Genomic DNA, 15,483 nt, shown 5'->3' on the forward strand with positions numbered 1-15,483 from the left:
ATGGCTCAAGTTACCTACACAGTCGTCGAGCACAACGGTGGCTTTGCCTATCGAGTCGGCGACGTCTTCTCGGAAACCTTTGCCACGCACAAGGCCGCCCACGAGGCGGCCGAGAGTGCAGCGCAGCGCCAACAGATGGCGGGCGAAGACGAACAGATCCTTTACCAGGATGCTGAGGGCAAGTGGCACGAAGAGTTTGCCCGCGCCGACAGTCACCCACAGGGAACCGTTCAGGACGACCTTCCTGAGGACGAAGAGCTGCGGGACAGGAATGGTGAAGCAGTAAGCGAGGACGAGGTGCCCAACCCCGACCGGATGCCTCTGCGCAACGACCTCCACCGGGATCGCTGACGGCGTGGCTGCGAGGAGAACCCAGTGGCTCAGGGCAAGAGCGGCGGGCTCAGCGGACGCTAGCCGTCCAGCGTCAGGCCATTTCGCTTTTCAGATAGGCCGGATCAAACCCCGACAGGGCGGCCAAGCCTGGAGGATTGGGCAAGCTTACGACCCTGTCCCGCCAGGTTGCCAGCCCCAGCTTGCGCAACGTCTGGACAGTCCGGTTGACGTGCACCGTAGAAAGACCAAGCGCTTCCCCCAGTTCCGACTGCGTCACCGGCAAATCGAAGGCCTGGCCGTCCCGGAGCAGTCCGGCCGACTGCATCCGGAAGTGCAGTTCGCACAGAAGATGGCCCACCCGTTGCAGGGCGTTGCGTCCGCCGAGGCTGAGAAGCAATTCCTGCGTCGCGTTCTGCTCTATCGCCGCGCAGCGCAAGACAGCCGCCATAAGGTCGGGATACTCCTCGACGATCGATGCGAAGCGGTCGACGTCAACCGCGCCGACAATAGAGGGCGAGAGCGCCATCACCCCCTGAGAGGCAGGGCTGCTGGATACAAAGCCGAAATCGCAAAGGTCCCCTGGCAGGACGAATGCCGTGATCTGGCGGCGTCCCGCCGGCAGGAATTTGTATCGGCACGCAAAGCCGCTGATCAGCACCTTGATGCTGGTTTCCCGGTTGCCATCGCGGATGATATGGTCGCGCGCAGGGATGGGCCTGCCGAGGCTCATGATCTCTGCTGCGGCCTCCTGAGCGGCTCGACTTAGAGAGACGACACTGCTGAGGCGCCGCAACCACACATCGCCGCCTGGCACTGAAACGGCAACATTGCTGTTCATTGGCGGGTCCCCGCCCGGGTGAACATTGTGCGGTATCGTTTTACGAGTGACGCGGCATGATGTGCCGTCTTGGGGGAACTGGTGCTGCGCAACGGCCGAAACCATGATTCTGGTGCTGTTGCTAAAACCTATCCACGGGCAAAAATTCCCGAATTCACATAGGTTAAATCGGGCGGTGTTCCCAGTCGCGGCGCGTTGGTTCTCAAGCGTCACTGGCGGCTGAAGCGGTTCCCCGTTCGGGCTTCCGGCCAATCCGAAAAGTAGTGAGAACAGATGACGGCTCCCGCATACGCTCGACATTCCATGGATGAGGATTTCGGCCCGCTTATCTTCCGCCGCCTTTGGTGCGGGCGAAAGCTGAAGCCCGAGGATGTGGAAGCCCTGTCGCACCTGCATTGGGTCCCGCAGTCGATTGCGGCAAAGTCCACTTTCAACCCAGGAACGAACTTGTGCATTCTTGCGTCCGGGCTGGCGGTGCGCCAACGCGCAGAGGGACCCGGCGTGCGCCAGATGACTGCAGTGGTATTGCCCGGCGACACTTGTTCCTACGAGTTCGTCACGGGTTCGGCCCCCACCACCGTTTTGCGCGCCCTGACAGACTGCAAGGCCATGCAGGCATCTCTGGAGGATGTCGTCAGTCTGGTGGAACAACGGCCGGCCATATTGCAGGCACTTCTCTCCCATCTGGCGGTAGACCACGCAGTAACCGAGGAACTGGTCACCTCGATCAGCACCCGTTCGGCGCTCGAGCGGACGGCGCATTTCCTGTGTGAGCTGGAATTTCGCCTGCGGCGGATGGGTCTGGCGAACAACGGCCAGTTCTCGTTGAGCATGACGCAGGCCGAAATCGGCGTCTATCTTGGCCTCTCGGCCGTGCACGTGAATCGGACACTGCAGGAATTGCGCAAGCGCGGCGCGCTCAGCACGCGGGGCAACCGGCTGACGCTGGATCTCGAACAGATGCGCTCCATCGCCGGGTTTGTACCCGACTATCTCACCGAAGCGACCGCCGATGCTCCACGGCGTTTTGACGCATGACGGCACAGATTGCGCGAACCATGCGCACCTGTGGCGTCTCCTCTGCAAAGCCCGTCCTGGAGGCTGTTGTCCGCGAAGAGGGGGAGAGCTGCCGGTCCTCGAGCGTTGGCGGCTGGCCGAGCGTCGACAGGTGCTCAATCAGCTCCTCGCGGCGAAACGGCTTGATCAGCCGGGGACTGCGCTTGTGGCGCTCGGGGAAGACATCTTCCCCATAGGCCGTAGCAAACACGATTGGTGTGCCGCGCCTCACAAGCTCGTCGGCAAGGCCGAACACGGTCTTGCCGTGGAGGTGCACGTCGAGGACTGCACCATCGACTCCTCGCCGGCCCAGAAGCTGTAGTGCATAAAAAGGCGTGGGAGCAGGGCCAAGCACCACGGCTCCCTCGCGCCGCAACTCCTGGCAGACCTCATCGGCGAGATAATAATCGTCTTCGACGACGAGGATGCGCTTTCCTTTTAGCTCCACGGACCTCTCCTCCTTAACGTTGATGAAACGCTATCTCAGGTCGTCAGTTGCTCACATTAACATATCTGAAAAATTCTTTCGCGATGTCAGATATTTAGCAAATATTAGAGGCTACCGCCTACGAGGACGAAAAGCAGAACGAAAGCAACTCGTCTGATCATCGCGCCCGTTGGCTCAAGCCCGCGCACGGCGTACTCCGCCGGCCCCGGTGCTCGATCCGTCAAGATATGGTCGAATTCGGGAAGCGCATCTGCATCAGCGGCATGTTTGCTCATGCGACCGTCTTTGTGGGTGCCGGCATTGTCAGGGCAACCACGTGGCCGTTCAGGTCGCGCACCGCCGCGCGGGGCGCCGCGTGGCCGCGCCCGGGATGCTCCCGCCTCTATTTCATCGAACACACCTACGCCGGCGACCCGACCAACTGGATCATACCGGACAAGGCTGCCACCGAGGCCAGGCTCCGCACATCCGGCTTTACCATCGCGGCCAACCCGCTTCCGGAGTTTACCTGCGTCATCGGGCTGAACGTCCTCACGCTGCCGGGCATTATGCCTGGCACACATCAAGCGTGATCAGTAGAGGGCGCCATGACAAACCCGATCCCAACCCAACAACCGCACGATCCGCACCCGTCGGACGAAGAACACGTCGACCGGGAACGCCACCCAGGCGGCGCTCATCCGCCCACGGACGATCTCGGCCCGAACCCGGCCATCCACGATGACGACGGCCTCAAGAAGCCGGACTACCGTCGGCCCGAGCCGTCGCCGGGCGCCTGAAATCCTTCGCCATGCCAAGGCTGGCTCACCTTTGCATCGACATGCAGACCATGTTCGCCTCGAGTACTCCTTGGGCCGCGCCGTGGATGGAGCGGGTGCTTCCGGCCGTGGATGCCTTGGCCCAGCGTTTTGCTGACGCCACGGTCTTTACCCGCTTCATACCGCCTCCGACGCCCGCGGATGCCCCCGGCAGTTGGCAGCGCTACTACGACCGATGGCCCAAGATGACTCGCAGCCAGTTGGCGCCGGAGCTCATCGACCTCGTTCCGCAATTGCGCCGCCACGTGCCGCCCGCACGAATCTTCGACAAGCCCACCTATTCCCCTTGGGTGGACGGGCGGCTGCACCACAGCTTTCAGGACGCGGGCATCAACACCCTCCTGATCAGCGGTGGCGAAACGGACATTTGCGTTTTGGCGGCAGTGCTCGGCGCCATTGATCTGGGCTACCACGTGGTGATCGTCGAAGACGCCGTGTTCGGTTCGGCCGACGAAACGCACGAAGCCATCCTCACCGTCTACCGCAGCCGGCTCGCCCAGCAACTGACGCTCTGTACCACTGCAGACGCGATCGATCACCCTGGTGAGCTTGTCTAGCCGCGGCCTGCATGAGGACTGAGTCGTCACTGCGGCGCCGGTAGACGGCCCGAGTGTGCGGAACAAGGGGCGTGAAACACGCAACGCGCTGACGAGAGGGTCCGCTCACACCTCGACGGTGACCTTCCGTGGCTGGCGAACGGACTCTGTCCCGTACGCTTGCTGGCTGGCCACGGCTGGACGCCCGAACGATGCGGCTACTGCAAAGCCAGCGAGGGGCTTGACCGCGGTTCGCCGCACTTCTATTTTATAAACGTAAAACAGAAGGCGCACATCATGACGTCGCGGTCACAGCAGAAGGCGCGGGAAGCCGATCCGCGCTTCCAGCGCAGCTATCAGGCCCTGATCGGCGCCATACTGGCACTGGTCGACCAGGAGCCGGTGGGGCAGATTTCCATCATCCGGGTGGTTGAGGCGGCCGGCGTTACGCGGCCGACGTTTTACCAGCATTTTCCTGACGTCGCGGCGGCGGCCCAGGCGGCGGCTCTCCGCCGGCTGGATGCCGCTTTCGTGCCATTGGATGCGAGGGACGCAGAGGCCAGCTCGACTGTCGCGGCGCTGCGGCAGCGGATCGAGGACCGGGCCCGTCCGGCGCTGCAGCACCTGGCGGCGCATCGAACATTCTATCTCCGGGTCATCGAGGGCGCCGCGACGGCCGCTTTTTTTGGCGAAGTGGTGCGGCTGGTGGCGGCGCATCTCCTGCCCGATACGTCGGAACTGATCGCCCGGCGCGGCAACGCCAGCCGACAGGACCTGACCGACATGCTGGCCGGCGGCACGATGTGGCTGGTGGTGCGGTGGCTGCGGGGCGAACTGGACGAGGATGCCGATGGCTTGGCGCAGCGGCTTGCGGGCATTTCGGTGGCCCTCGTCCAGCCTGACCTGCCGGCCGGCGGACAAGGGAGCGGATCATGAACGGGGTGGTAAATGGCCTGCTTCGTGGAGCGGGTGCGGGCGTGATCGCCTTGGGTGTCGCGGCCTGCCAGCCTTCAGCGCCACCGGCCGAACGGCAGCCGACGCTGGTGGAGGTTGAGACCGTCCAGACGACGGACTACGCAAAAAGCCAGGTGCTGACCGGGTCGGTCGAGGCGCGGTCGGAGACGCCGCAGGCGTTCCTGATCGGTGGCAAGCTGACGGAATTGCTGGTCGAGGTGGGCGACCACGTCGAGGAGGGGCAGGTGCTGGCGCGCCTGGCGCCAGCGGAGCAGCAGGCGGATGTGGAGGCGGCGACGGCGGCGCTGGAGGCCAGCCAGTCCCAGCTGGACCAGGCGCAGGCGACGCTGGACCGCCAGACGTCGCTGTTCGACCAGGGTCTGATCACGCGCGGCGCCTTCGAAGGATCGCAGACGGCATTGGAGACCGCCCGCAACGCCCGCGACAGCGCACAGGCGCAATTGGCGACGGCGCAGCAGGGGCTCGCCTATGCCACGCTTCGCGCCAGCGCCAGCGGCATCATCACGCACCGGCAGTTCGAGCCCGACGAGGTGGTGCAGGCCGGCGCACCGGTGGTGATGCTGGCAGAAGATGGGCCGCGCGACGCGGTGATCGAGGTGCAGGAGACGGCCATCGCCGGCCGCGACCGGTCGCTTGCGGTGGATGTGGCGCTGCTGTCCGATCCGTCTTCGGTTGTCGGAGGGCGGGTTCGCGAGGTGTCGCCGGTCCTTGATGCACAGACCGGGACCATCACGACCAAGATCGAACTGAGCGACACACCGGCTGGCTTCTCTTTGGGCGCGCCGGTGACCGTGACGCTTGCGGGGCAACCGCAGCCGCGCATCGTGTTGCCCTGGAGCGCCCTCTGGCTGCAGGACGGTTCACCCTCGGTCTGGATCGTGGGGGCCGACGACACAGTGTCCGTCGAACCCGTGACCGTCGACGCCTATGGCACGGGTGTCGTGGTGATCGCAGATGGATTGAGCGAGGGACAGGTGGTCGTCACCAAGGGCACCAAATTGCTGACCCCGGGCCAAACGGTCGAGCCGATGGAGAGTGCATCATGAGCGGGCGCCTGGTTTTCCTGCTGCCGCTGCTGATCCCCATGGTTGCGGCGTGCCAGTCCCCGCCGCCCGAGCCGCAGGTGGAGGCGCGGCCCGTGCTGAGCCTCGTGGTGGAGCCGCGCGCCATGGTGCGATCGAGCTTTGTGGGGGTGGTGACGCCGCAGGTATCGGTCGACCAAGCGTTTCGCGTGGGCGGCACCCTGGTGAGCCGCGCCGTGGACGTGGGCGACAGCGTTGCCGCCGGCGCCGTGATCGCCAGCCTCGAAACCACGACCCTCGACCTGGCGGTGGAAACGGCGCAGGCCAACCTGCTTTCGGCCGAGGCGCAGTATGCCAACGCAGCCGCTGCCGAGGGCCGGCTGCGCTCGCTGCAGGAAAGCGACGTGGTGGCGGTGTCGAACCTCGAGCAGGCGCAGCAGCAGACGGCAGCGGCCAGGGCCAGTGTGGTGCAGGCTCAGTCCCGCTTGCTGCAGGCAGAGGAGCGTCTGGGTTATGCTCGCTTGGCGGCGCCGTTCGATGGCGTGGTGACTGCGGTGGGCGCGGAGACCGGCGCGGTGGTTAGCCCCGGGCAGAAAATTCTGACGCTGGCGCAGACCGGCGCGCGGGATCTGGTGATCGACGTGCCCGAAGCGTTCGCGCAGCGGGTCCAGGTCGGCGCGCAGTTCATGGTGGTGCCCCAGCTTGATCCGGATATTCGGATCGAGGGCAAGCTCAGGGAAATCGCTCCCGAGGCCGACCCGGTTACCCGCAGCCTGCGGCTCAAGATTGGGTTGGTTGATCCGCCGGACCAGTTCTGGCTGGGAACGACCGCCTCCGCCTCGCTGGCGGATCCGGTCCGGGGCGAGTTGTGGGTGCCCCAGGGCGCGGTGCTGACGCGGGACGGCAAGACCAGCGTGTGGGTGGTGGATGAGAGTGCTGCCACGGTCACCGCGCGACCCGTCTCGGTTGGCGCGCCGGTCGATGGACAAGTGCCGGTGCTCTCCGGCCTCGCAGCCGGCGACCGGGTGGTGACTGCGGGGGTCAATGATCTGGAAAACGGCCAGGCAATTGCCGCCCAGATGGAGCGTGCGGGGAAATGAACAGGTTCAACCTCTCTGACTGGGCGCTCCGGCATCGGTCCCTGGTCTGGTATTTCATGGCGATTGCGCTGGTCGCGGGTGTGTTTTCCTACCTGCATCTGGGGCGCGAGGAAGATCCGGCCTTTACCATCCGCACCATGGTGATCGCGGCGCAGTGGCCCGGCGCCAATGCGGAAGAAGTGGCGACGCAGGTCACGGAGCGCATCGAGCGCGAACTGCAGGACCTGCCCAGCCTCGATTACACGCGCTCGGTGACGACGGCCGGCAAGACCATGGTCTATGTCAACCTGCTCAACGAGACGCCTGCGGCCACGGTGCGGTCGGTGTGGCTCGAAGTGCGGGCGATGATTTCCGACATTCGCGTGAGTTTTCCGCAGGGCGTGCAGGGGCCGTTCTTCAACGACCGGTTCGGCGATGTCTACGGCAACATCTATGCGTTTACCGCGGACGGACTGACGCAGCGGCAGTTGCGGGACTATGTGGAAGATGCGCGGTCCAAGATCCTGACGCTGGACGCAGCGGGGAGCGTCAACCTGCTGGGCGCCCAGGACGAAGTGGTGCGGCTCGAGTTCTCCACGCGGCGGCTGGCGGCGCTGGGCATCAGCGCGGAGCAGGTTATCGCGACCTTGCAGGACCAGAACGCGGTTTCTTCGTCGGGGGTCATCCAGGCGGGGCCGGAACGGGTCGCGGTGCGAGTGGGCGGCCAGTTCACGTCCGACGACAGCCTCAAGCAGATCAACCTGCGCATAGGCGAGCGCTTCTTCCGGCTGGTGGACGTCGCCACCATCACGCGTGGCTTCGCCGATCCGCCGAGTGCCCTGTTTCGCTACAATGGCCAGCCGGCCATCGGGCTGGCCATCGGCATGCGGGCGGGCGGCAACCTCCTCGAGTTCGGCGAGGCGCTGGACAAGGAAGTCGAGCAGATCGTCGCGGAACTTCCCGTGGGCGTCGACGTGCACCTGGTGTCCGATCAGCCGCGGGTGGTCGAGGAGGCCGTCAACGGCTTCACCAAGGCGCTGTTCGAGGCCATTGCCATCGTGCTGGTGGTCAGCTTTGTCAGCCTGGGCCTACGGGCAGGGCTGGTCGTGGCGCTGTCCATTCCGCTGGTGCTGGCGATCACCTTTCTCGCCATGTCCTATCTCGGGATATCGTTGCAGCGCGTGTCGCTCGGGGCGCTGATCATTGCCCTGGGCCTTCTGGTGGACGATGCCATGATCGCCGTCGAGATGATGGTGTCACGGCTCGAGGCCGGCGACACGCTGCGCAAGGCAGCGACTGCTGTCTACACCTCGACGGCCTTTCCCATGTTGACGGGGACGTTGGTGACGGTGGCCGGGTTCATACCGATCGGGCTGAACTCATCGCAGGCCGGCGAATTCACCTTCACCCTTTTCGTCGTGCTGGCGATTTCGCTGCTGGTGTCGTGGGTGGTGGCCGTTCTCTTCACGCCGCTGATCGGCGTGTCCATCCTGCCCAAGCAGCTCAAGCATAAGGGCCACGGCAAGGGCAGAGCGATGAGCGCGTTTTCCGGCCTCATCGAATGGGGCATGCGGCTGCGCTGGCTGACCATTGCAGTGACGGTGGGCATTTTCGCCCTCTCGATCTTCGGCCTCACCTTCGTGCAGCAGCAGTTCTTCCCCTCGTCAGACCGGCCCGAGCTGATCGTCGAATGGCGCTTGCCGGACAACAGCTCGATCGCCGAGACGACGGCGCAGATCGCCAAGTTCGAAGCGGAGGCGTTGGCCAGCAATGACGGCGTCGACCACTGGTCGAGCTATGTGGGGGAAGGAGCGCCCCGCTTCGTGCTGGCGCTCGACGTTCCAGCCCCCATGCCCTCCATTGGGCAGACGGTCATCGTCACCAAAGGGCTCGATGAGCGGGACAAGGTCAAGGCGCAACTTGAAGAGTATCTGCGGAAGACATTCCCCGGCACGGATGCCTTCATCAAGACGCTGTCGCTTGGGCCGCCTGTCGGGCGGCCGATCCAGTATCGCATCAGCGGGCCGGACATCCAGGCGCTGCGCAGCCATGCGCAGGATCTGGCGGCAGCCATCGCGGTCAATCCGCAGCTTGGCGGCGTACGCTACGACTGGATGGAAGCCGGCCGCGTGGTGGAGGTCGATGTGCTGCAGGACAAGGCGCGGCAACTCGGCATCACCAACAGCGACATCACCTCGGCGCTCAATGGGGTGACCTCCGGCCAGACCATCACGCAGATCCGCGACAGCATCTACCTCGTCAACGTTCTGGGGCGTGCCGAAGACGCCGAGCGTGGCTCGATCGAAACGCTGCAAAACCTGCAGTTGTCTACAGGAGACGGCCGAGCCATCCCACTCGCGGCGGTGGCAACCTTCCGCTATACTCAGGAGCAGCCCGTGGTGGTCCGGCGCGATCGTGTGCCGACGCTGACGGTGAGTGCGGCAGTGCTGGGCGATGTCCAGCCGGCAACGGTGGCGGCCGCGCTCAAGCCGGTGGTCGACGCGTTCGAAAAGACCCTGCCGGCGGGCTATTCCATCGCCGTGGGCGGCACGGTGGAGAGCAGCGCGCAATCAACAGCGCCGATCGTTGCGGTGGTGCCGTTGATGCTGTTCGTCATGGCCACCGTGCTGATGCTGCAGCTGCAGAGCTTTTCGCGGCTGTTCCTGGTGGTGGCGGTTGCACCGCTGGCGCTGATCGGCGTCGTGGCGGCGCTGGTGCCGTTCGGCAAGCCGCTGGGGTTCGTCGCCATCCTGGGCGTACTGGCGCTGGTCGGTATCCTGATCCGCAACTCGGTGATCCTGATCGTCCAGATCGAACATCTGCGCAGCAAGGGAATGGCCCCGTGGCGGGCGGTGGTCGAGGCCACCGAACATCGCATCCGGCCGATCCTGCTCACCGCACTGGCGGCGAGCCTGGGGCTTGTTCCCATTGCTACGGAAGTTTTCTGGGAGCCGATGGCCTACGCGATGATCGGCGGCATCCTCGTTGGCACCTTGCTGACGCTGATCGTGCTGCCGGCGCTCTACGTCACCTGGTTCCGCATCCGCCCGGACACGCCGGGCGTGACAATCGAGGAGAAAGCGGCGACGAGTTGAATGCTGCTCAAAAGGCTGGAGCCTTCGGCGGCATTGCGTTCGCGGCAACTCGGTCCACCGCCCGCCGACCCTGACTACAGCCTTTCGAAGGCTGGACGCCCGCACGGTCGGCGCCAAAGCTACCGGGCCTCAAAAAAGCGCGCCACAAAGCCACTGGTGGTGTAAGCCTCTTCGGAACAAGCGTCATTGCAACGAGGGGGCTCGACGTGCTGACCGTGGACGATGTTCTGGAGCGTGCAGGAGCAGGGCGTTTTCAGCGGCGCCTGCTCGGGATCTTCGGGCTGGTGTGGGCTGCCGACGCCATGCAGGTATTGGCCGTCGGGTTCACGAGCGTCTCGATCGCTTCGACGTTCGGGATATCCGTGCCCGAGGCGCTGCAAATTGGAACACTGTTCTTCTTGGGCATGCTGATCGGTGCGGCTCTCTTCGGCCGGCTGGCCGACCGGTTCGGCCGGCGCCGGGTGCTTCTGGTCACGGTCATCTGTGACGCGATCTTCGGGCTGCTTTCGGTGTTCGCGCCAAACCTTTGGGTGCTCTTCCTGTTGCGTTTCCTGACCGGCATGGCCGTTGGCGGAACGCTCCCGGTGGACTACGCCATGATGGCCGAGTTCCTGCCGGCCAGAAACCGTGGCCGCTGGCTGGTCATCCTGGAAGGGTTTTGGGCGGTAGGGACAGTCGCCGTCGCTCTCGCGGCCTGGGCCGCCAGCATCTATCTGACATCGGACGCATGGCGCTGGATTTTTGCGGCCACCGCCCTTCCGGCGCTGATCGGAATCTTCTTGCGGTTTTGGGTGCCTGAATCCCCGCTTCACCTGCAACGCACGGGCGAGCATGCCGAGTTGCGCCGCACGCTCAACCGGGTACTTCAGGTCAACGGCAAGCCTCAATTGGGCGACGGTGAATCAATCTCGCCCCCTGTCACGACCCGAGCTGGAAGCCTCTTTTCCCCATCGCTGCGCCGACGGACGCTTGCGATTCTGTGCGTCTGGTTCCTGGTCTCGGTTTCATACTATGGCGTTTTCACCTGGCTGCCGGGCCGGCTCGCCGAACAGGGTTTTGGCTATGTGCGCGGTTATGGCTTCCTGGTCCTGGTGGCCTTTGCACAACTGCCCGGCTATGCCCTTGCCGCCTATGGCGTCGAGGCCATCGGCCGCAAGCCAACCCTGATCGGTTTCCTGCTTCTGAGCGCCGCTGGCTGCGCCTTGTTCATCGTCGCCACAGACGTCCTGCTGATCGGTGGCGCCATTTTGCTCATGAGCTTTGCGCTGCTGGGGACCTGGGGCGCCCTTTACGCCTTCACGCCCGAGCTATTTCCCACTGCGCTGCGCGGCACCGGCATGGGTGCTGCCGGCTCGGTCGCACGGTTCGGCGGGCTGCTGGCACCCTCGGCCCTGGCGGTCGTCATCGCCCAGGACTTCTCCCTCGCCATCGCTCTGTTCGCGGGCCTGCTCATCGTGGGTGCAGTCGCGGCCTCTTTCGTCGATACCGAAACGCGCCACGCGGTTCTGACCTGAAGACCGGAACCAGAACGAGCGCACGGCCTCGGACAAATCAGTGCCTTCACGGCAGTCAACGCAAGGCCTGCATGTCCGAAAAAGGGCCGGCAGCCGACGGCGTATAAGGTGGCCCACAATTTCCCTTGCAGAGGACGGAAGCCTTCCCTCGTCGCCTCCGATCGCCTGCAAAGGAGATCAGCGGCGGTTAGGCAGCGCGGTCAACGGTTATAAATCGCGCTGAGAGCCAGTCGTTACCCCGCCCGTCACAGTGCGGTGACATGTATCCGGCGCTGCGCCTACCAATTGCTGGCAAACGTCAAGGATTCCGGGCTTCTTTTTCGGTGATACAAATTGGTAGCGGAGGAGGGATTTGAACCCCCGACACAAGGATTATGATTCCTCTGCTCTAACCAACTGAGCTACTCCGCCCCAAGAGGCTGCCGGTGGTTGGCCGACGCGGGCCTTACTAAGTTCGCCCCTGACTGCTGTCAAGCGCGACCGCGCGTACCACCCGACTTTTCGAGGCTTTCCATCACTTCACGCACCATCGCCAGGTCCGCTTCGAATTTCCCGCGCTCACGCGCCTTCCCCTCAGCGTCGGGGATGCGCAGCAGATAGGACGGATGATTGGTGATGAACAGCACCGAACCATCATCGAGCGGGATCGGCTCGCCGCGCACCTTGGAGATGGTGACACTGGCCCGGCCGAGCAGGCTTTGTGCGGCCGTGGCGCCGAGAGCAACGACGACCTTGGGGCGCACGAACTGACGTTCAAGGTCGACCCAGAACTTGCAAGCTTGCACCTCGCCCCCATCGGGACGCTGGTGAATCCGCCGCTTGCCGCGCGGCTCGAATTTGAAGTGCTTGACCGCATTGGTCACGTAGACTTTCCTGCGATCGATCCCCACCTTTTCGATCGCCTCGTCCAGCACCTGCCCGGCCGGCCCGATGAAGGGTTTGCCTTGCAGGTCCTCCTGGTCGCCCGGCTGTTCGCCGACGAACATGACCTCCGCCGACACAGGACCCTCCCCGAACACGGCCTGCGTGGCGTGCTCGTAAAGCGGGCAGCGGCGGCACTCTTCGATGGCAATCTTGGCCTCCGCCAGCGAAGCGATCTCCTTGGGCTCATTGGGATCACCGTCGTGCGCTCGCGCTTTTTGGCGCAAATGGCGGGCGGGGGGCTGGGTGGCGGCGCGGGCGATCATGTCCTGCTCCAAGGCCTGGGCGTTCCGGATCAGGGGGGCAATGCGCTCCGCTTCGGGCAGGTTGCGCCAGTATTTGACCGGCATCTCCGATTTCATCATGGAAACCTTGAGCCGCGCCGGATTGAAGATCGAGCTGTAGTAGGTTTTCCAGTCCTCCTCCACCGCATCCTCGGCCGGTACGTCGGCCTTGCGCCCGCCCGGCCCGAAGCGCAAGTGCTCCAGATCCCACCAGGCGCTGGCATAGGGCGTGACGATGCCCCAAACCATGCCGGCGAACCGCCGGGCAAAGAAGGGCGCAGTAGCCTCAAGTGTGTAATGCTCAGGCTCGAACCAACCGAGGAAGCGTTCGGCACCGGACGCGTCGGGCACCGTCTTGAACCGCACGAAAGCCTTCATCTTGTGGCTGTCCCGCCGGACGGCAGACGCCATCCTGGTCAGCACGCTGGCGTCCCTGTCGCCCGCATTGGTGAGCAGTTGCGAATCCGCCTGTTGACGCCACAGCACCCGATAGAGAATGGCGAACCGCTCGGGGTCGGAGTGCTGGATCACCTGCCGCGCCAGATCGATGAACGCGCGGGGGACCGACCCCACCGGCCCATCCGGGTTCGGCAGGAATTCCTCGCCGCCCTCGAAGAGACCATTTTCCTCCCTTCCCTGTCTCCAGACGATCTGGTGCGGCGCCACGCCCGCCGCCAGCAGGCGCCGCGCCTTGCCGCGCCATTCGTCGAAGTCATTGGGGCTCTCGATACGGACCGCCAGCATCAGAAGAGCGAGAGCTGTTCAGGCGGCGGCGCGAGCTTCTGGCGCAGGCGGGCATCGTCGGTGAGGCCGCCCGGCGTCCAGTCGGCGGTGGAAATGAAAGGCCGCACCTTGTCGATCGAGGCGGTCATGCGCGCCACGTCGTCGAGCCGCAGCCGGTGGTGACGGCGTGACACCAGGATCCGCTTGACGGCGTTCACCCCCAGCCCCGGCACACGCAGCAGGGTTTCGCGTTCTGCCCGATTGACGTCGACCGGGAAATTCTGGCGGTGCTTGAGCGCCCAGGCGAGCTTGGGATCGACGGCGAGGTCGAGGTGCCCCTCCTCTCCGCCCGAGACGATTTCCGGCACGTCGAACCCGTAAAAGCGGATCAACCAGTCTGCCTGGTAGAGCCGGTGCTCCCGCATCAGCGGCGGCGGCTTGAGGGGCAGGCGTGAACTGGCATCAGGGATGGGCGAGAAGGCGGAATAATAAACGCGCTTGAGCTGGTACCCCGAATAGAGCCCCGCCGCTCGGGTCAGGATCGCCCCGTCGTCGGCGCCATCGGCCCCCACGATCATCTGCGTCGATTGGCCAGCGGGGGCGAATTTGGCCGGCTTTGCGCGCGCCTTCTTTTCCGGCTCGGCCTCGACCAGTTTGCCGCGCAGGCGCGCCATGGCGGTGCGGATTTCGGAGGGCCGCTTTTCCGGCGCAAATGTCTCGAGCGCCGCGTCAGTGGGCAATTCGATATTGGTGGAGAGGCGATCCGCCCAGCGCCCAGCCTCCACGAGAAGCTCAGGCGAGGCGTTGGGAATGACCTTGAGATGGATGTAGCCGGCGAAATGATGGGTTTCGCGCAGGGTGCGCGCCACCCGCACCATCTCCTCCATCGTGTGGTCCGGCGAGCGGATGATGCCGGAGGAGAGGAACAACCCTTCGATATAGTTGCGCTTGTAGAAGTCGAGCGTCAGCCGCACGACCTCGTCGACCGCAAAGCGGGCACGCTGCACATTGGACGAAGACCGGTTGATGCAATAGGCACAGTCATAGATGCAGAAATTGGTGAGCAGCAGTTTGAGCAGGCTGATGCAGCGACCGTCCGGCGCGTAGGAGTGGCAGATGCCGCTGCCTTCGGTCGAGCCGATGCCCTTCGTCCCGCTGCTGTCGCGCTTTTCCGTCCCGCTCGAAGCGCATGAGGCATCGTACTTGGCCGCGTCGGCCAGAATGGCGAGTTTTCGCGTCAGCGTCAGAGCAACCATATGTTCATCCTTTGTTCTTTAGCTCTATCGCTTTGCGCGGCGACCGGCATGTCAAAAAGACATAGGTGGAGAACTTGTGATCGCGGTCCCGTGGTCAGCCGAGAAAAGCGGCCGAGGCAGCCGCGCCAACAGGCGTTCCAATGACGGGCGCTGGGGGTTATGCTGACCCCATTGCGGAGAAGGATGATGACCGAGGACCGGATTTTCACCACTAGTGTCGCCAGCGTCTACCCTCTCTACGTCGCCAAGGCCGAGCGCAAGGGACGATCCAAAGCGGAGGTAGACCAGATCCTCTTCTGGCTCACCGGGCACGACGCGGCATCCCTGCAGCGCGAACTGGACGCCGGGACGGACTTCCGGACCTTCTTTGCCACCGCGCCGCACATGAACCCCGTGCGGGAACGGATCACCGGCGTGGTGTGCGGTGTTCGTGTGGAAGAGATCGAGGACCCGTTGATGCGCGAGATCCGCTACCTCGACAAGCTGATCGACGAACTGGCCAAGGGCAAGGCGATGGACAAGATCCTTCGCCAGCCTGCCTGACCGGCTCGGGAGCGCGTGCGCGAAACGGGGACTATTGAGGCT

The 15,483-nt window shown here is 64.5% G+C and carries 15 protein-coding genes and 1 tRNA gene; 11 read left to right on the forward strand and 5 right to left on the reverse strand.

What is annotated here, in order from left to right:
- Entirely contained in the window at window positions 1–351 is a 351-nt protein-coding gene (locus IC608_RS18645) for a DUF2188 domain-containing protein (protein WP_428055993.1), read from the forward strand.
- A gap of 73 nt (window positions 352–424) precedes the next feature.
- On the opposite strand, the gene IC608_RS15780 is transcribed toward IC608_RS18645, so the two are convergent.
- The gene (locus tag IC608_RS15780) at window positions 425–1,171 is read right to left on the reverse strand and encodes a Crp/Fnr family transcriptional regulator (RefSeq protein WP_191777505.1); all 747 of its coding nucleotides are present in this window, start codon (window positions 1,169–1,171) and stop codon (window positions 425–427) included.
- A gap of 303 nt (window positions 1,172–1,474) precedes the next feature.
- Between IC608_RS15780 and IC608_RS15785 the strand changes: the two genes are divergently transcribed.
- Window positions 1,475–2,209 carry a Crp/Fnr family transcriptional regulator gene (locus tag IC608_RS15785; protein WP_191777507.1) on the forward strand — a complete coding sequence of 245 codons (735 nt, stop codon included), beginning with the start codon at window positions 1,475–1,477 and terminating at the stop codon, window positions 2,207–2,209.
- Here the strand turns inward: IC608_RS15785 and IC608_RS15790 are convergent.
- Window positions 2,166–2,675: a response regulator gene (locus IC608_RS15790; protein ID WP_191777509.1), complete on the reverse strand. Its 510-nt coding sequence runs from the start codon at window positions 2,673–2,675 to the stop codon at window positions 2,166–2,168. The genes IC608_RS15785 and IC608_RS15790 overlap by 44 nt on opposite strands.
- Window positions 2,676–2,902: 227 nt before the next feature.
- Here IC608_RS15790 and IC608_RS15795 point away from each other — a divergent pair, with 227 nt between their 5' ends.
- The 8 genes from IC608_RS15795 to IC608_RS15830 all read left to right on the forward strand — a co-directional run bounded on the left by IC608_RS15795 (window position 2,903) and on the right by IC608_RS15830 (window position 11,714).
- The gene (locus tag IC608_RS15795; RefSeq protein WP_191777511.1) at window positions 2,903–3,247 is read left to right on the forward strand and encodes a hypothetical protein; all 345 of its coding nucleotides are present in this window, start codon (window positions 2,903–2,905) and stop codon (window positions 3,245–3,247) included.
- 15 nt (window positions 3,248–3,262) lie between these two features.
- Window positions 3,263–3,454, forward strand: coding sequence for a hypothetical protein (locus IC608_RS15800; protein ID WP_191777513.1), 192 nt, complete (start codon window positions 3,263–3,265; stop codon window positions 3,452–3,454).
- An 11-nt stretch (window positions 3,455–3,465) separates the two neighbouring features.
- Window positions 3,466–4,050 carry a cysteine hydrolase family protein gene (locus IC608_RS15805; RefSeq protein ID WP_191777515.1) on the forward strand — a complete coding sequence of 195 codons (585 nt, stop codon included), beginning with the start codon at window positions 3,466–3,468 and terminating at the stop codon, window positions 4,048–4,050.
- A 276-nt stretch (window positions 4,051–4,326) separates the two neighbouring features.
- Window positions 4,327–4,965 carry a TetR/AcrR family transcriptional regulator gene (locus IC608_RS15810; protein ID WP_191777517.1) on the forward strand — a complete coding sequence of 213 codons (639 nt, stop codon included), beginning with the start codon at window positions 4,327–4,329 and terminating at the stop codon, window positions 4,963–4,965.
- Window positions 4,962–6,050 (forward strand): efflux RND transporter periplasmic adaptor subunit, encoded by a 1,089-nt coding sequence (locus tag IC608_RS15815; protein WP_191777518.1) that lies wholly within the window; start codon window positions 4,962–4,964, stop codon window positions 6,048–6,050. Before IC608_RS15810 ends, IC608_RS15815 begins: the two co-directional genes overlap by 4 nt.
- The gene (locus tag IC608_RS15820) at window positions 6,047–7,126 is read left to right on the forward strand and encodes an efflux RND transporter periplasmic adaptor subunit (protein ID WP_191777520.1); all 1,080 of its coding nucleotides are present in this window, start codon (window positions 6,047–6,049) and stop codon (window positions 7,124–7,126) included. Before IC608_RS15815 ends, IC608_RS15820 begins: the two co-directional genes overlap by 4 nt.
- Window positions 7,123–10,200 carry an efflux RND transporter permease subunit gene (locus tag IC608_RS15825; RefSeq protein ID WP_191777523.1) on the forward strand — a complete coding sequence of 1,026 codons (3,078 nt, stop codon included), beginning with the start codon at window positions 7,123–7,125 and terminating at the stop codon, window positions 10,198–10,200. The genes IC608_RS15820 and IC608_RS15825 overlap by 4 nt, the downstream gene beginning before the upstream one ends.
- A 206-nt stretch (window positions 10,201–10,406) precedes the next feature.
- Complete coding sequence (locus IC608_RS15830) at window positions 10,407–11,714, forward strand: MFS transporter (RefSeq protein WP_345890912.1); 1,308 nt, start codon at window positions 10,407–10,409, stop codon at window positions 11,712–11,714.
- Between the two features lie 334 nt (window positions 11,715–12,048).
- Here IC608_RS15830 and IC608_RS15835 read toward each other — a convergent pair.
- The 3 genes from IC608_RS15835 to IC608_RS15845 all read right to left on the reverse strand — a co-directional run bounded on the left by IC608_RS15835 (window position 12,049) and on the right by IC608_RS15845 (window position 14,898).
- Window positions 12,049–12,125: transfer RNA gene (locus IC608_RS15835), tRNA-Met, on the reverse strand.
- A 59-nt stretch (window positions 12,126–12,184) separates the two neighbouring features.
- On the reverse strand, window positions 12,185–13,663 hold the full coding sequence (locus IC608_RS15840) for a UdgX family uracil-DNA binding protein (RefSeq protein ID WP_191777525.1): 1,479 nt from the start codon (window positions 13,661–13,663) through the stop codon (window positions 12,185–12,187).
- Window positions 13,663–14,898, reverse strand: coding sequence for a putative DNA modification/repair radical SAM protein (locus tag IC608_RS15845; RefSeq protein ID WP_191777527.1), 1,236 nt, complete (start codon window positions 14,896–14,898; stop codon window positions 13,663–13,665). Before IC608_RS15845 ends, IC608_RS15840 begins: the two co-directional genes overlap by 1 nt.
- 186 nt (window positions 14,899–15,084) lie before the next feature.
- On the opposite strand from IC608_RS15845, the gene IC608_RS15850 reads away from it, so the two are divergent.
- On the forward strand, window positions 15,085–15,441 hold the full coding sequence (locus IC608_RS15850; protein ID WP_191777529.1) for a DUF2200 domain-containing protein: 357 nt from the start codon (window positions 15,085–15,087) through the stop codon (window positions 15,439–15,441).
- Window positions 15,442–15,483 lie beyond the last annotated feature (42 nt).

This window comes from Devosia oryzisoli (genome assembly GCF_014837245.1).
Classification (GTDB): domain Bacteria; phylum Pseudomonadota; class Alphaproteobacteria; order Rhizobiales; family Devosiaceae; genus Devosia; species Devosia oryzisoli.

Bases quoted from the DNA above. Each gene is read 5' to 3' on its own strand.
- IC608_RS18645 (WP_428055993.1), top strand. From the start codon at position 1: ATGGCTCAAGTTACCTACACAGTCGTCGAGCACAACGGTGGCTTTGCC.
- IC608_RS15780 (WP_191777505.1), bottom strand. From the start codon at position 1,171: ATGAACAGCAATGTTGCCGTTTCAGTGCCAGGCGGCGATGTGTGGTTG.
- IC608_RS15785 (WP_191777507.1), top strand. From the start codon at position 1,475: ATGGATGAGGATTTCGGCCCGCTTATCTTCCGCCGCCTTTGGTGCGGG.
- IC608_RS15795 (WP_191777511.1), top strand. From the start codon at position 2,903: ATGGTCGAATTCGGGAAGCGCATCTGCATCAGCGGCATGTTTGCTCAT.
- IC608_RS15800 (WP_191777513.1), top strand. From the start codon at position 3,263: ATGACAAACCCGATCCCAACCCAACAACCGCACGATCCGCACCCGTCG.
- IC608_RS15805 (WP_191777515.1), top strand. From the start codon at position 3,466: ATGCCAAGGCTGGCTCACCTTTGCATCGACATGCAGACCATGTTCGCC.
- IC608_RS15810 (WP_191777517.1), top strand. From the start codon at position 4,327: ATGACGTCGCGGTCACAGCAGAAGGCGCGGGAAGCCGATCCGCGCTTC.
- IC608_RS15815 (WP_191777518.1), top strand. From the start codon at position 4,962: ATGAACGGGGTGGTAAATGGCCTGCTTCGTGGAGCGGGTGCGGGCGTG.
- IC608_RS15820 (WP_191777520.1), top strand. From the start codon at position 6,047: ATGAGCGGGCGCCTGGTTTTCCTGCTGCCGCTGCTGATCCCCATGGTT.
- IC608_RS15825 (WP_191777523.1), top strand. From the start codon at position 7,123: ATGAACAGGTTCAACCTCTCTGACTGGGCGCTCCGGCATCGGTCCCTG.
- IC608_RS15840 (WP_191777525.1), bottom strand. From the start codon at position 13,663: ATGCTGGCGGTCCGTATCGAGAGCCCCAATGACTTCGACGAATGGCGC.
- IC608_RS15845 (WP_191777527.1), bottom strand. From the start codon at position 14,898: ATGGTTGCTCTGACGCTGACGCGAAAACTCGCCATTCTGGCCGACGCG.
- IC608_RS15850 (WP_191777529.1), top strand. From the start codon at position 15,085: ATGACCGAGGACCGGATTTTCACCACTAGTGTCGCCAGCGTCTACCCT.